Source organism: Campylobacter sp. CFSAN093226 (assembly GCF_012897595.1).
In the GTDB taxonomy this organism is placed as follows: Bacteria; Campylobacterota; Campylobacteria; order Campylobacterales; family Campylobacteraceae; genus Campylobacter_D; species Campylobacter_D jejuni.
The window spans coordinates 640644-656116 of record NZ_CP040608.1 but is presented as its reverse complement, the minus strand read 5'-3'; the positions used below and the strand labels follow the sequence as shown (position 1 = coordinate 656116).

Below are 15473 nucleotides of genomic sequence, written 5' to 3'. Positions count from 1 at the left end.
AAAAATTTCTCCTTGTTAAAATTGATTCATAATTTTATGCCAGATATTTGAAAAAACACTAGGTTTTTTTTCTTTTGGCTCTTTAAAATCTAATTGTTCTTGTATTGCAATTGTATCATTTTCTTGCAAATTTTCATCAAAAAAATCAGATTTTATTTCACTTTCTGTATCTTTTTGCAAAACAATATCTTGTTTAATTTGACGATTAAAATTTTCAATTTCCCCTTTATATCTTAATTTCTCATTAGAATCAAGTTCATAAGGCGTAAAATATCCCGCTCCATATAAACAAAGTCCTATAGCACAAGTATTTTCAGGATCATTAAAAATTTCACTAAAACCAGTAATCAAATCTTTTCTTGCAGTAGCCAGTCTAACTGAGCGATTATCAAATATTGCAGGAGCTAGCTCATCAATACCTGCTAACTTAGTCATTCCACCTGTTAAAACAACTCCGCCACCTATAGCATTGGCATAACGATTATCACTTAAGATTTTTGCCAAAATCATCAAAGTTTCTTCCGCTCTTGCATAAATTACGTTTGAAATAATATCCAAAGAAACTTCATTAACCTTTCTTTCATCACCCATTGAAGGAATTTGTATAAGGGTATTAGGCTGTTGTGAAAGAGCTGCATAATTAAGCTTGATTTTTTCTGCTTCTTTTAAAGGTGTATGCAATGCCATTGATAAATCTTGAGTGATATTAATCGAGCCAATTTGCAAACAATCATTATATCTAATTGAATTTCCAGTATGAACAACCATATCACAAATCGCTCCACCCATATCAATCAAAACAGCACCTAATTCCTTTTCGCTATCATCTAAACAAGCTATAGCTGAAGCATATCCTGAAAGAACTATATTATCCACTCTTAAATCAGCTAATTCAACTGCTTTCTTAAGATTTTTAATATGAGATTCTTGTGAAATCACTATATGGGTTGAAACTTCTAAACGATTGCCACTCATTCCCAAAGGATCATCAACATGTTCAAGATCATTAACCTTAAAATTATAAGGCAAAACATGGATAATTTCATAACCACTTGGTAGATTGGCAGTATGCTTAGCTGTACTTACAGCACGATGAATTTCTTTAATGCCTATTTCATGATTTGGAATATTAACAACACCTATGCTATCAACGCTTTTAGTATAAGCACCTGATATAGACACCACAACCCTATCATAATGAACTCCGCTCATCATCTCAGCACTTCTAACAGCCTCTTCAATAGATTTAGAAGCAAGCTCTATATTGGTAATGGCACCTTTTTTAACCCCGTTGGTTTTCGACTTGGAAAAACCAATAATTTTTAATCCATCTTCATCTTTTTGAGCAATAATGGCACAAGTCTGGGTTGAGCCTAAGTCAATTCCTAATATATTCAAAATCAATTCCCTTTATAATAAATTTTTATCGGATATATCTTTTTAAGTTCATCAACAAGTTCTTGCTTAAGCTCATTTGCTTTTAAATTTTGCAAATTTTGTTCAAGCATAGTTTTGTATTGTTCAAATTTATCGGAGTTCATATCTAATTTTTGTTTATTTATTTTATATAATATTGCTTTATTGTCATTAATGACCACATAAGAACTATTTTGATCAGTATTAAATACATTCATTAAAAAATAAGCAAATTCAGAATCGTTTAATATTTTATCGCTAACCTTTACACTCTCGCGAGAACTATCTCGACTTACAAAGCCTATATCATCGCCTTTAAAATTTACTAAACTATTTTTAGCTTTTTCTTCTAAATTTTTTCTAGCTTGTTCGCTTAAATACATAGGTAAAACTTCTTCTCTAGCTTCTTCAAAAGTTTTATTTCTTATAGGATCTACTTTATTTAGTTTAACTATGATATATCCGTTATTATAAGGTGCTGGCCGTAAAACATCTCCATTTTTAGCTTTATTCAAAAGATCAATTGGATAATAAACATCAGATTCACTAATATTTTGATCTTTTTGAAAATTATCTTTCCCATTTTTTAAATCTAAAAATTTAGCATTAGCCACATTCTTTAGTTGCATTAAGGCGTAATCTTTAGCAACTTCATTTTTAGCAGACTGAAAATCCATCACTTTACCTGCAAAATCTTTATATTTTAGTTTATTTTCATCTTGATTATAAAATTTTTCTAATTCTTTGTCGTCAATTTTCTCATTGCTAACTGGCAAAAAATAAGTTGAAATTTCATATATTTTTTTAGTTTTATAATCTTCTTTATGTTCATTCCAAAGCTTTTTTAAATCCTCTTCGTTAATCTTAATATTTTTTTTGTCATAATCAATTTTTGCAATACTTAAAGCATCTTGCATGAAATAACTAGAAGCTAACATTTTTAATTCCTCATCTTTGCTAGGAATATTAAAAATTTGATTAAGTTTATCGGTAATTACTTCATTTGCAAGTTGTGTTTCATAATCTTTTGGAGCTAAATTATTGGCATTTAAAAGTTCATAATAAATTGTTTTGTTAAAATCCCCTGTAGGATCTTGAAATTCTCTAGTATTTGCAAGTTTTTGTAAAATTTGATTCTCGTTCACACCAATACCCAAATCTTTGGCAAAATTTAACAAAAGCTTATCTTCAACAAGAGAGCTTAAAGCTATATTTTTAATGCCTAGTTGCTCAGCATTTTCTGGAGTTAAAGCACCATTGCTAATTTGATTATAATAACTTAAAATTTGTCTATATCTAGTATCAAATTCGCTAAAACCTATCTTTTCATTTCCTACAGTTGCAACACTCGAACTTCTATTGAGATTAAAATCATAAGCACCCCAACCTAAAAAGCCAGCGCCAACAAAAGCTATAGTACTAACCCATATAGTAACAACAAGATATTTTTTGTGATGTTGCATCCAAGTAAGCATATCATTCCTTGATTAAATTTAAACCAGATATTGTATCGTAGAAGTGTTTAAGTGGAGTTTAATTATAAAATTTTTACCAAAAAATATTTGTTCTTTAAATTTTATGATTTTTACAATGAAATTTAGTTATAATTATAGTTTATAAAAATTTATTAGGATTGATTTTGGAAATTCCTCATATCCCAGTTTTACTTAATGAAGTTCAAGAGATTTTTAAAAATCTTAAAACAGGTTATTTTTTAGACTGCACTTTAGGATTTGGCGGACATAGTGAAGCTTTGCTTAAAAATCATCCTGATCTTAAATTCATTGCTTGTGATCAAGATCAACAAGCTTTAAAATTTTCTAAAAAACGTCTTAAAGATTTTCGCAATAGGATAACTTTTATGCAAAGTAATTTTAGTGAAGTTTTAGAAAAAATTTCACATAAAGAAGAATTAAGAGGTATTTTAGCAGACATTGGAGTTTCTTCATTTCAGCTTGATAATAACGAAAGAGGTTTTAGTGTAAATTCTGACTTTTTGGATATGAGAATGAATCAAAACTCCAAAATATCAGCTTATGAGATTATTAATACTTATACAAAAGAGCAATTAACTTCCATTTTTAAAGATTATGGAGAATTACATGATGCACATTTTATTGCTGAAAAAATTTGCCTAGAAAGAAGTAAAAATCCAATCAAAAGCGCCAAAGAGCTTTATCAAATCATAGGAAAAGGTAAACAAAATCATAGAAAAATTTCCAAAGCTACTTTAGCATTTCAAGCCATTAGAATAGAAGTAAATCAAGAACTTAAAGTGCTTAAAGATTTTCTTGAACATTTAGAAAATTTAAAACCAAAAAATTGCATTTTAGCTATCATTAGCTTTCATTCTTTAGAAGATAGAATAGTAAAACAATTTTTCAAAAAATGGTCAAAAAACTGCATTTGTAATGAAAAAATAATGCGTTGCGAATGTGGAAATAACCATAGCCTAGGACAAATAATAACTAAAAAAGCTATAAGTGCGAGCAAGGAAGAACTTTTAAAAAATTCTCGCTCTAGTTGTGCTAAAATGCGGGCTTTTTATTTTAATAATTTGGACAATAAATAATGCTAGAAGATGATTTTATAAAAGAACGCCAAAACATACGCCAAAAAATGCTGAAATTTTCTCGCGCCATAAATCAAGGCAAACCGCTTGATGATGATTTAAGAGATGAAATTTCTAGCGATGATATTTTAAGACGTCGTTTTAAAAAAAAGACTCCTAATAAATTCTTAGAAGAACTCGATGAAGAGTATGAGTCAAAACATACTAAAAAATCAAATATATATTTAAAAGAAGATCTAATCAATGTTAAATTAGAAGAAAAGCAATCTCTTGCTAAAAAAATTTTTTCCAAAATGAAAGAAAGAAGAAAAGAAGAAAATAAAAAAACTAAAAAAAATTTTTTATTTAGCAGAAAAAAAGCAAACGAAATAAAAAATATCCAAACCAAAACACAAATTCAAACAAAAAGCAATCAAGCTACCACTCAAACAAAACAAGAAAAAAAGGAACTTACAAATTCTATAGAAAAAATTCAAAAAACAGAAACTAAAATACAAAAACCTCTAATTATAGAAAAAAAACTAGATGTTAAAAATCAACCTAATATCAAGAAAAGTTTAGAAAATTTACAAAAAAAAATAACACCACAAGAAAATAAACAAGAACTTCCAAAACCATCTAATCAAGCTCAAGAAAAACAACAAAATGATGAAGATGCTCAAAAGGCAAAAAATATTTTACTAGAAGGCTTCTCTAATGCTACCAAAGAAGATAGAAACCTAAACTTCAATCATCTTCTTTTTGCAGCTTTACTTGTTAGTTTTGCATTATTTTTATTTGCCCCACAAATTTATATTAGAAATCAAATTTATTATCTTAGTAGAGAGATTGCTACATTAAGAACAGAAGAAAGTGTTTTAAACGAGGAAAATAAAGACTTAAAAAGAAGACTTGAAAATATGCGATTCCAAAATCAAATTTTAGATTATTTAGAATGAATAATCTTATCTAAAACATACTGCTCTAAATTTGCTTTTGGAATTTCTTCTTTTAAAGCTTCTTTATAAAATTCACCCGCCATTGTAGAGTACTTTTCATAAGCAAAATAAGGAAAGTGTAAAGCCCAGGCTTTTTGTATTATTTTTTTTGAGATTATTTTGCGAGTATAAACTTTAAAAATATCATATCCTATAAATACACAAGCAGTAACCATAACAGCGCTCACTATGCTTATATGAAAGTCAAGCTTTGTTAAAAAATAATGAGTAATCAAAAGCAATGGCAATAAAATCACAGCGCAAAAAACACCAAAATAAATATAAGAATTTAGAATTTTGAAATTAAAATTTAGCTTAGAAGGATCTACAAGCATTCCATCGTTAAAAAGTGCATTTGCCTCTAATAAATCTCTTATAAGAACAGGTTGCTCTGATACTTTAAATAAAAAACGAAGGCTAAATTCTTTAAATTTTTTCATAATCCACGCTTTATTTTTTAATTAAAATTTTATCCAAAGAAAATTAATTCCAACTAAAAAATCATTTTCATAAATAAGCACAAGTCTTTAAAGTTTTTTAGATATAATTTAAAATGTCAAATTTTTAAAAATACTTTAGAAAGAAAGCCATGAATTACTATCAAGAACTTAAAAAATACCTCAACAATAATCTTTTTACAAGCTATTCTTTAGAAATTGACTTTCCTAAGATTTATAATTTCAACGCAAATCAAAAAGCCTTTAGAGATATTTTAACTAAAATTACAAAAATTTACAACAAAAATAAATTTATAAAACAAAACGAACATCAATTTGAAGATGAATTTATATCAAAAGTATTAGAAATTTTAGGGTGGTGCTTTGTAAGACAAGATGAAAAAATCATACAAGGAAAATTGGAAAAACCTGATTTTCTACTTTTTAGCAATGACAAATTAAAATCAAAATACGAAAATTTAGACAAAGAAACAAAAAAATCAAGCAATGATTTCACAATCATTTTAGAGTCAAAAGCTTATAATATAGAAATAGACAATAAAAAAGTAAAAGACAACCCTCACTTTCAAATTCTAAGATATCTAGGCAATCTTAAGAAAAATTATGGTTTTTTAACCAATGGTAGATTTTGGCGTTTTTATGATAATTCTATACTGAATTCAAACAAAGTTTTTTACGAAATCAATCTAGAAAAAATCATTGAAGATCAAAATATTGAAGCTTTTGCGTATTTTTATAGTGTGTTTAGCGCTTTTAATTTCACAGAAAAAGAAGATCATTTAGAAATAACTCTACAAAACAATAAACTTTCAAAAATCAAAATAGAAGATGATTTAAAATCTATCATTTACGGAACCAATGGAAATGAATCTTTATTTGAATTCATAGGCTCTAGAATTTACAATAAAACAAAGGCGGATTTAAAACTAATCTATGAAAATTCTTTATATTTTATCTTTAGGCTTTTATTTATTGCTTATTTTGAAGATAAATTTGAAATTATACTAGAAAAACATAAGTATTTTAAAAGTAAAATCAGTCTTAGAACCTTACTTGAAAATTTACAAGAAGATGAAAACTCAAGTGGTGGCTTTGGAGAACTTGAAAATATTTTCAACATTTACAACAAAGGCAAAGGCAATTTTGACATGCCTGTTTTTAATGGCGGTTTGTTTGATGAGAGCAAAACCGCTCTTTTAAGCACGCCAAAAATCTTTAACGATAAAGATTTAAAATTCATTTTAAACCAATTATTAAATTTTAAAGATAAAAATCTAAGCTTTAAAAGAGATTACAAAACTTTAAGTGTAGAACATTTAGGCACGATTTATGAAGGCTTGCTTTCTTATTTTTTTGAAATAGCAAATGAAGATATTTACTATGTAAGTTATAAAGAAAAATCAAAAGAAATAGAATGTTATTTTGATAATTATGATTTTAAAATTTTAGAAAAATCAAAAAAAGTAGAAAAATACACCTTTTATAAAAAAGGACAAATTTATCTTAAAAATTCTAGTAATTCAAGAAAATCAACAGCAAGCTTTTACACACCTCAATCCATAGCTAATTTTTTAATCCAAAGTGCTTTAAAAGACAAACTAAACAATGAAAATATTTTGAAATTTAAAATACTAGACAATGCTTGCGGTAGTGGACATTTTTTAGTTGGAGTTTTAAATGCTATTACACACATTGTTTTATCAGATTTTGATCATTTTACAAATTTAAAAGAACTTTACGAAGAAGAAAAAGAAAATATTTTAAACTATATAAAAGATTTTGTGCAAGACTATGAAGTAGATGAGAGTGATATTTTAAAACGACTTTTACTAAAACGCATTATTTATGGGGTGGATTTAAACCCTTTTAGCATAGAGCTTACTAAACTTAGCCTTTGGATAGATAGTTTTATCTTTGGAACCCCACTTTCTTTTATAGAACACCACATAAAGTGCGGCAATGCTTTGATAAATTCTAATCTAAGTGATTTTAAAGATTTGATAAAACAAAACTCAAGCAACCTTTTTACAAATTCCATAACACAAGAATTTGAAATTTTACAAGAAGTATTTGAAAAACTTGACAACCTAAAAGATACCAACGAAGAACAAATCAAACAATCTAAACAAATCTATCAAAATGAAATCACACCAAAACTTAATAAACTAAATTTATATCTAAACTATATCAACACGCTTCATTTTGTCAACAAAGAAGAATTACAAATTCTAAAAGCCCTAAGCCAAGATGATATACAAAATTTAAGCCAAAATGAACAAGCAAAAAACATCATTAGCAAATATCAAAAAGAATTTAACTTCTTTAACTATGAGTTAGAATTTCCTGAAATCACAGAAAATCAAGTCTTTAAAGGCTTTGATATCATTATAGGTAATCCACCTTGGGATAAAACTAAATTTAGTGATAGCGATTTCTTTCCACAATACAAAAGCGATTATAGAAGCTTAATCGCTAGCAAGAAAAAAGAAATTCAAGACAATTTGCTAGCAAAAGATTATATAAAGCAAAATTACGAAAAACAAAAAGCATATATAAATGATTTAAACGAGTATTATAAAAAAGCCTATCCTTTAAACAAAGGCAGTGGAGATGGAAATTTATTTCGTCTTTTTGTAGAAAAAAATCTTTCTCTTTTAAAACAAGATGGAAATTTAGCTTATGTACTTCCTAGTGCTTTGATGTTTGAAGATGGAAGCTTAATTTTAAGAAAAGAAATTTTAGAAAATAAAACTTTAGAGTATTTTTATAGTTTTGAAAACAACAAAGCTATCTTTATAGATGTTCATAGAAGCTATAAATTTGCTCTTATGCTTATAAAAAACACGCAAGCAAATCACACTCATAAAATCAAAATGATGTTTTATAAAACAGATATAAACTCATTAAAAAACAAAGATGAAATTTTAACTCTAAATTTAAAAGATATCAAAAAGCTAAGCCCAACTCACCTAGCCTTAATGGAGTTAAAAGACAAGCAAGCTTTAGAAATTCTAAGAAAATCTTATAATGCTTTTCAAAACTTGTCTTTTGATTATATAGATTTTAGAAGAGAACTTGATATGACAAACGATAAAGATTTGTTTATAGAAGAGTTTAGGGAAGGACTTTTACCCTTATATGAAGGTAAAATGATACATCAATTTGATGCAAATTTTAGCCAAGCTACTTATTTTTTAGAAAAGGCTAAATTTGATGAGCGTTTAAAAAGTAAAGAACTTTATAGAGCTAAAAAAGCTACTGGGAAAGAATTAAATCCTAAATTAATAAAATACGATAGAGAATTTTTTAGACTCGGATATAGAAAAATTGCAAGTGATACAAATGAGAGAACTTTGATAGCTTCTTTATTACCAAAAAATTGCGGTGGAGCTGATAGTACTTATAGTAACATTCCAAAACAATATGTTTTAAAAGATGATGTAATTTGCATGGATATAGTGCCTTATGAAAGAATTTTATTTGTTTTAGCTTTGTTTAATTCTTTAGTGGTTGATTTTATCATAAGAAATATGGTGCAAATCAATGTAAGCAAATCTTATTTAGAAAGAATTCCCCTGCCTCAACCAAGTGATGAAGAAATTCAAAACAATGAAATTTATAAAACCCTCGCTAAAAATGCTTTGCTTTTACAGCTTTACAATGATCAAAATCATCATTTTGATGAGCTAAAACAAGAATTTAATATAAAAAATGAAGAAATTCCAAAAACTAAAAAAGCTTATGATATCTTAAGAGCAAAAAATGATTTATTGGTTAAAGAACTTTATGGTTTAAGTGATGATGAATTTTCTTACATGATAAGCACTTTTAAAGTTTTAAATGAAAAGCAAAGTGAATATATAACCTTGCTAAAAACTATATAAATGAAAGATTTATATAGTTTTTAAAATTTAATTTTTACCGATAAGTTCTTCTGTAATTCTAGCGATTTCTAATTCTTCATCTGTAGGAATAACAAGCACTTTAACTTTAGAATTTGCATGATTTATCATTCTTTCGCCCGAAATCCTTTGTTTGTTAAGTTCAAAATCTAACTCGATACCAAGATGAGCTAATCTCTCGCATACTTTTTGTCGAACCAAACTATCATTTTCTCCTATACCACCTGTAAAAATAATAGCATCGGTTTTTGGCAACACAGCAAAGTAGGATCCTATATATTTAACAAGACGATAACAAAACATATCAAGAGCCAAGCGTGCTTTATCATTACCTTGTTCTATCTCTCTTTCTATATCTCTAAAATCATTATAACCGCAAATTCCATATACTCCACTTTTTTTATTCATCAGTGTATCTATTTCTTCTATAGTTAAACCCTTAAGATGACTAACAAAAGGTAAAATAGCAGGGTCTAAATCTCCACAACGCGTTCCCATAATAAGTCCTTCAAGTGGAGTAAAGCCCATAGAAGTATCCATACTCTTACCTTTTTCTATAGCACATACACTTGCACCATTTCCAAGATGAGCAGAGATGACATTTAATTCATTTTGATCTTTTTGAAGAAATTTTGCCGCTCTAGAACTAACATAAGCATGAGAAGTCCCATGAAAACCATATCTTCTAATATTATGCTTATCATAAAAATCATAAGGCAAAGCATACATATAAGCAAAATCAGGCATAGTGCGATGAAAAGCTGTATCAAAAATAGCTGCATTAGCAACACTAGGTGCAGCTTTGATCATTGTTTTTATACCTGCTAAATGCGCAGGATTATGCAAAGGAGCAAAAATACTAATCCTATCTATCTCTTTAAGAACATAGTCATCTACTAAACAATGCTCGCTTAAATTTCTTCCCCCATGAACTATACGATGACCGCAGCCATCAAGTGCATTTAAATCTGCTAAAATTCCTGATTCTTTAAAAAGCTCATTAACTATACTAAGGCCTTCTTCGTGATTATTTATTGTTAATTCTCTTTCAAAACTTTCATTATTTAAAGTATTTTTTAATACAACCTTTGAATTTTGCTCTCCAATTTTTTCTACTAATCCACTGGCTTTAACGATTTTATTATCAAAAAATTTAAATTTAATCGATGAAGAACCTGAATTTAAAACCAAAATTTTCATTTATCATTCCTTTCTATTGAGCTTGTATTGCACTTAAAATTACGGTATCTACAATATCATCTACCAAACATCCACGACTTAAATCATTAACAGGTTTTTTAAGACCTTGCAAAATAGGACCGATTGCTAAAGCATTAGCAGTTCTTTGAACTGCTTTGTAACAAATATTTGCTGCGTTAAGATCAGGAAAAATATACACATTTGCATGACCTGCTATCTTAGAATTTGGCATTTTCTTTGCTGCAGTTTTTGGATCATAAGCGCAGTCAAACTGCATAGGACCATCTATATTCAACTCAGGATATTTTTCTTTAGCAATCTTTAATGCTTCTTTTACAAGATCTACGCTTTCTCCTTTACCGCTATCACCACTAGAATAAGAAAGCAAAGCTATTCTTGGTTCAAGTCCAAAAGATTTAGCAGTCATAGCACTTACATAGGCACTAGTTGCAAGTTGCTCAGCACTTGGGCTTGGATTTACAGCACAATCAGCAAAAGCTAAAACTTGATCTTCAAGTCCCATAAAGAAAATTCCTGAAACGGAACTAATACCTTCTTTAGTTTTAATAAGCTGTAATGCAGGGCGAATCGTTTCAGCCGTAGTAGTTGATGCTCCACTAACCATAGCATCAGCTTTTCCAGTGTGTATAAGTAAAGTTCCAAAATAAGTTTTATCTTGAACTAGCTTCCTAGCCTCTTCTAAACTCATACCTTTAGATTTTCTTGCTTCATAAAGAATAGAAGCAAATTCTTGATTATATTCTGATTTGAGTGGATTTATAATCCGTATAGTATTTAAATCAAGACTTAATTTAGCACTATCTTGCTTGATTTTTTCTTCATCACCCAATAAAATAAGATCAACAACTTTACTTTTCAATAAAATTTCAGCAGCTTTTAAAATTCTCTCATCATTACTTTCTGGCAAAACAACGGTTTTTTTATTTTTTATACTTTGTTTAATCAATTCATATTTAAAACGATGAGGAGTTATAAAATCATATTCTTTAAGTTTTTGCACTTCTTCAAAATTAAAATTTTCATTAATCAAAACATAATTACGACCATCTAGAGCATGATCGAAATATTTTTGAGCTATAAGTTTATCTTCATCATTGATAATAGCAGCAATAGGTGTATTAAGATTTTTGGCCAATTTTATACTAAGATCAAATCCATCAAGTATTCCAAATTCGCAAAAACTATTTACAAGCACAAAATCGTATTTGCGTTTTAACTCTTCGTATTCTTCTAAAATAACATTAAAAAAATTATGAGGATCTTTGCTAAATTCCTCCATTGCCTCTCTAAAGGTAAAACCATAGGCACTTTTTACGGTTTGATTGATATTAAATTCTTCCAACCAACCCTGCAAAACAGGGACGCGATGTATGTATATTACAGGGCAATAAATTGCGATATTTTTGTAAATTTTGCTATAATTTTTAAGCAAATTTGTACTAATAATAGTATTTAACTCATCACTTCTAGATCTCATCAAATAAAGATTTGCCATCATTTTCTCCTTGAATTTATAAATGTGGAACACTCTTTGCTTTTTCTAATTTTAACAAAGAAAAATAAAAATTCATATTTTAAAGGACGAAAATGAAAAAAGTTTTATTTTATGTGTTACCGTTTGCATTTTTTGGTTGTTCTGCAACGGTTGATCCGCAAATTTCAATGAAACCACCTGCTTATGTAGAAGAACTTGCACCAAAACAAAGTAATAATATAGAAAGTGCACCAGGATCGCTTTTTGGCAAAGGGGATAATCCTTTATTTTCAGATAAAAAAGCTATGAATGTAAATGATTTAGTTACAGTTGTTATACAAGAAAGTACCACTCAAAGCACACAAGCTAATAAAGCAACAAGTAGAACTAATACCTCAAATTTAGGCGGAGGTGCTTTAACAGGAAGTTCAGGAGTGGTAGCTAATGCTCTTAATAAAGTCAATGCTTATTCTAATATAGGCTTTCAAACCAATAGTTCAAACAACTACACAGGAACGGGTTCGCAAAGCAGAAATGAAAGTTTCAATACTACAATTTCAACGCGTGTAATTAAAATTTTATCAAATGGTAATTATTTTATCGAAGGCTCAAGAGAGCTTTTAATCAACGGAGAGAAACAAATCATACAATTAAGCGGTGTTATTCGTCCTTATGACATCGGTCAAGACAATACTATAGATAGTAAATATATAGCAGATGCTAAAATTCTTTATAAAACAGAAGGTGAAGTGGATAGAAGTACAAGAAAACCTTGGGGTAGCAAAGTTATAGAAGCGATATGGCCATTCTAAAAGCAAGGTTAAACCTTGCTTCTTGGCTTTTATTCTTTTACAGCCCTACTTTTAACCTCATCTTCAACTTCAGCTAAAAATCTATCTACAAGTTCACTTTCTTTTAATTTAGCTACAACTTCACCATGTCTTATAACAAGTCCTTGATTTTTCCCAAAGGCTATAGCCACATCAGCGCCCTTAGCTTCACCTAAAGCATTTACTACACAACCCATAACACTGATATTTAAAGGTTCTTTTATATGCTTGGTTTTTTCCTCTACGATTTTAATCGCGCTTAACAAATCACTTTGAATCCTACCGCAAGTTGGACATGAGATGATATTTACTCCGCTTTTTTGCACTCCACTATCTTGCAAAATCGCTCTTGCTACACGAATTTCTTCTTCAAGCTCACCCGTCATAGAAACACGCATAGTATCGCCTATACCTTTAAGAAGTAAATTTCCTAAAGCTATAGAACTTTTTACAGTGCTATGAAATTTAGTTCCTGCTTCAGTTACCCCTAAGTGAAAAGGATAATCACAAAGCGGTCTTAATCTCTCATAAGCTTCTATAGTTTTTTGAGCATCTGAAGTCTTCATGGAAATTTTAATATCAAAAAAGTCTAAATCCTCTAAAAGCTTGATATTATACATCGCACTTTCTAGCATGGCATCGACACCATAACCAAATTTATCACTAAATTGTTTTTCTATGGAGCCGTGATTTACACCGATGCGTATAGGGATACCCCGTTCTTTACATGCTTTTACCACTTCTTTAATATTTTCTTTAGAGCCTATATTGCCAGGATTTATACGCACGCCATCGATAAATTCAGCACAATATACAGCCAAATTATGATTAAAATGAATATCTACGATTAAAGGTAGAGGACTTTTAGCTTTAATCTCTTTTAAAGCCCTTGCATCAGCCATATCCAAGCACGCCAAACGCACTATGTTTGCTCCTGCAAAATAAAGACGATTGATTTGTTCTAAAGAACCTTCTATATCTCTTGTTTTAGTAAAAAGCATAGATTGAACTGAAATGGGTGCATCACCGCCTATTAAAACATTTCCTACTTTGATTTGTCTGGTTTTAAATCTTTTATACTCCATAACTTCACTCTTTGAAAAATTTTAATATCAAATTTTAACTTTTTATTGCTTTAATTAAAGTTTATTTTTGATAATATATTTAAATTTCATGACATTTAAATATTTATGAATTATATATAAATTAAATACAATTAAAAGAGGTTATATGCAAAATCTTTTACTCTATATAAAAAATAACCTAACTCCAACCCTAGCTCAAATTCTTTTACAAGCTTTAAAAAATTCGAATAATGAAAAATTTTTTACCTTTGTTTTGGAAAATATTGAAACAATTTGCACTTGGCTCAATTCTAGCGAATTTAAGAATAGATATTTATCAATAAAACATCCTTATCCACCTTTAATCAATCCTAATTTTATAGAAATAGATGCTAGTCGACATTGTGCAGAATTAGCTTGGGATTTAAATTTACCCCTACCTAAACACTATAAATTTATCTATATTTCTCCACATGGCGTTGGAGCAGCAGCATTTTTAAGATACCTTAATCAATGTTGCGATGTAACTTGTTTTGCCTCCTGGGTTTTACCACCTGATAGCAAAGAGAGATATTGTATTAATTACATGTGTCTAAATGACAATACGATTACTCAATATGCTATTAATATATCAGAAATTAATCTACCTTATTTTGATAAATATCTATCTTTATTGGATTTTAACTCTAAAATTATTTGCGGAGTTCGCGATCCAATAGGAATTTTAAAGCATAACTGGGGAAGAGATTGGAGTAAAGTTTTAAGAAACTATCCCTCTGAATTTAATCTAACTTATGATTGGCGTTATTATATTGACTATCTTGCTCATCAAAATCATAAAATTAAAATCGATATAAACGAACTACAACAAGGAGTTTTTATCATCTCTTATTTATTAAAATATTTTAACAAAGACAATGTATACTATCTTGATATGGAAGAAATCCGCCAATCAAAGGCCTTCGATACTATGAATTTACTTGCTATAAATTTTAATTTTACCCCCCCATAAAGATAAATTAGATTTATTTAAAATTAAAGAATTTAGAGGTTATATTCGCTATCTTTTTCCTATCACACTCTATGCAAATTCTAAAGATATTAATAACACCTTTTATCTTAATACTCCTAAAAATAATAAAAATTTCAATATTGATAAAACTTCTAGCATTCCCATAATTTTAGACAGAAAACATATCAATCATGAAAAAATAGACATAATACAAGAAATTATAAAAAACGATCTATGTAATGATATGGGTGTATATATTGATAAAAATGATTTTAAACAATTAGAACAAAACAATCTTTTATTTTCAACAATTAAACATTATTTGTATGATTTTTTATATCAAATTAAAATAACCATAGATGAAACAGAATCAAAAATGATGAAAGAAAAAGATGTAATAGATTATTTTATAAAAAATAAATCACTTGTTTACACTTTTTTTAATATTTTTGAAAATGATCTAAATCATTTAAAGCAAAAATTTCCCAATATAATTAACTCTTGGACATACTATAAAGAATTTGAAAAAATATATAAAGACAAATAA

General features: G+C 28.4%; 10 protein-coding genes and 1 pseudogene. 5 read left to right on the top strand and 6 right to left on the bottom strand.

What is annotated here, in order from left to right:
• Positions 1-15: 15 nt before the first annotated feature.
• Positions 16-1404 carry a cell division protein FtsA gene (gene ftsA / locus FBF02_RS03430; RefSeq protein ID WP_077409346.1) on the bottom strand — a complete coding sequence of 463 codons (1389 nt, stop codon included), beginning with the start codon at positions 1402-1404 and terminating at the stop codon, positions 16-18.
• Positions 1401-2891: a peptidylprolyl isomerase gene (locus FBF02_RS03425; protein WP_002852128.1), complete on the bottom strand. Its 1491-nt coding sequence runs from the start codon at positions 2889-2891 to the stop codon at positions 1401-1403. Before FBF02_RS03425 ends, ftsA begins: the two co-directional genes overlap by 4 nt.
• A gap of 158 nt (positions 2892-3049) precedes the next feature.
• Here FBF02_RS03425 and rsmH point away from each other — a divergent pair, with 158 nt between their 5' ends.
• Together rsmH and FBF02_RS03415 are read left to right on the top strand one after the other, a co-directional pair.
• On the top strand, positions 3050-3988 hold the full coding sequence (rsmH, locus tag FBF02_RS03420) for a 16S rRNA (cytosine(1402)-N(4))-methyltransferase RsmH (protein ID WP_072224443.1): 939 nt from the start codon (positions 3050-3052) through the stop codon (positions 3986-3988).
• Positions 3988-4926, top strand: coding sequence for a hypothetical protein (locus tag FBF02_RS03415; RefSeq protein ID WP_002852050.1), 939 nt, complete (start codon positions 3988-3990; stop codon positions 4924-4926). The genes rsmH and FBF02_RS03415 overlap by 1 nt, the downstream gene beginning before the upstream one ends.
• On the opposite strand, the gene FBF02_RS03410 is transcribed toward FBF02_RS03415, so the two are convergent.
• Positions 4914-5405, bottom strand: a complete 492-nt coding sequence (locus tag FBF02_RS03410; RefSeq protein ID WP_002852223.1) for a hypothetical protein — start codon at positions 5403-5405, stop codon at positions 4914-4916. The two genes, FBF02_RS03415 and FBF02_RS03410, sit on opposite strands and share 13 nt — an antisense overlap.
• A 149-nt stretch (positions 5406-5554) precedes the next feature.
• Here FBF02_RS03410 and FBF02_RS03405 point away from each other — a divergent pair, with 149 nt between their 5' ends.
• Complete coding sequence (locus FBF02_RS03405) at positions 5555-9307, top strand: Eco57I restriction-modification methylase domain-containing protein (protein WP_002858509.1); 3753 nt, start codon at positions 5555-5557, stop codon at positions 9305-9307.
• A 27-nt stretch (positions 9308-9334) separates the two neighbouring features.
• On the opposite strand, the gene FBF02_RS03400 is transcribed toward FBF02_RS03405, so the two are convergent.
• Both FBF02_RS03400 and pta read right to left on the bottom strand, forming a co-directional pair.
• Positions 9335-10525, bottom strand: a complete 1191-nt coding sequence (locus FBF02_RS03400) for an acetate kinase (protein ID WP_168940568.1) — start codon at positions 10523-10525, stop codon at positions 9335-9337.
• A gap of 13 nt (positions 10526-10538) precedes the next feature.
• The gene (gene pta, locus FBF02_RS03395; protein WP_072223312.1) at positions 10539-12044 is read right to left on the bottom strand and encodes a phosphate acetyltransferase; all 1506 of its coding nucleotides are present in this window, start codon (positions 12042-12044) and stop codon (positions 10539-10541) included.
• 89 nt (positions 12045-12133) lie between these two features.
• Here pta and flgH point away from each other — a divergent pair, with 89 nt between their 5' ends.
• Positions 12134-12832, top strand: a complete 699-nt coding sequence (gene flgH, locus FBF02_RS03390) for a flagellar basal body L-ring protein FlgH (RefSeq protein ID WP_002854917.1) — start codon at positions 12134-12136, stop codon at positions 12830-12832.
• A 29-nt stretch (positions 12833-12861) separates the two neighbouring features.
• Here the strand turns inward: flgH and ispG are convergent, their stop codons facing one another.
• A complete protein-coding gene (ispG, locus tag FBF02_RS03385) occupies positions 12862-13935 on the bottom strand; it encodes a flavodoxin-dependent (E)-4-hydroxy-3-methylbut-2-enyl-diphosphate synthase (RefSeq protein WP_002854766.1) in 1074 nt (357 codons plus the stop codon).
• A gap of 145 nt (positions 13936-14080) precedes the next feature.
• Between ispG and FBF02_RS03380 the strand changes: the two are divergent.
• Positions 14081-15473 (top strand): annotated as a pseudogene (locus FBF02_RS03380) (DUF2972 domain-containing protein).

Bases quoted from the DNA above. Each gene is read 5' to 3' on its own strand.
- FBF02_RS03415 (WP_002852050.1), top strand. From the start codon at position 3,988: ATGCTAGAAGATGATTTTATAAAAGAACGCCAAAACATACGCCAAAAA.
- pta (WP_072223312.1), bottom strand. From the start codon at position 12,044: ATGATGGCAAATCTTTATTTGATGAGATCTAGAAGTGATGAGTTAAAT.
- FBF02_RS03425 (WP_002852128.1), bottom strand. From the start codon at position 2,891: ATGCTTACTTGGATGCAACATCACAAAAAATATCTTGTTGTTACTATA.
- FBF02_RS03410 (WP_002852223.1), bottom strand. From the start codon at position 5,405: ATGAAAAAATTTAAAGAATTTAGCCTTCGTTTTTTATTTAAAGTATCA.
- ispG (WP_002854766.1), bottom strand. From the start codon at position 13,935: ATGGAGTATAAAAGATTTAAAACCAGACAAATCAAAGTAGGAAATGTT.
- flgH (WP_002854917.1), top strand. From the start codon at position 12,134: ATGAAAAAAGTTTTATTTTATGTGTTACCGTTTGCATTTTTTGGTTGT.
- FBF02_RS03405 (WP_002858509.1), top strand. From the start codon at position 5,555: ATGAATTACTATCAAGAACTTAAAAAATACCTCAACAATAATCTTTTT.
- FBF02_RS03400 (WP_168940568.1), bottom strand. From the start codon at position 10,525: ATGAAAATTTTGGTTTTAAATTCAGGTTCTTCATCGATTAAATTTAAA.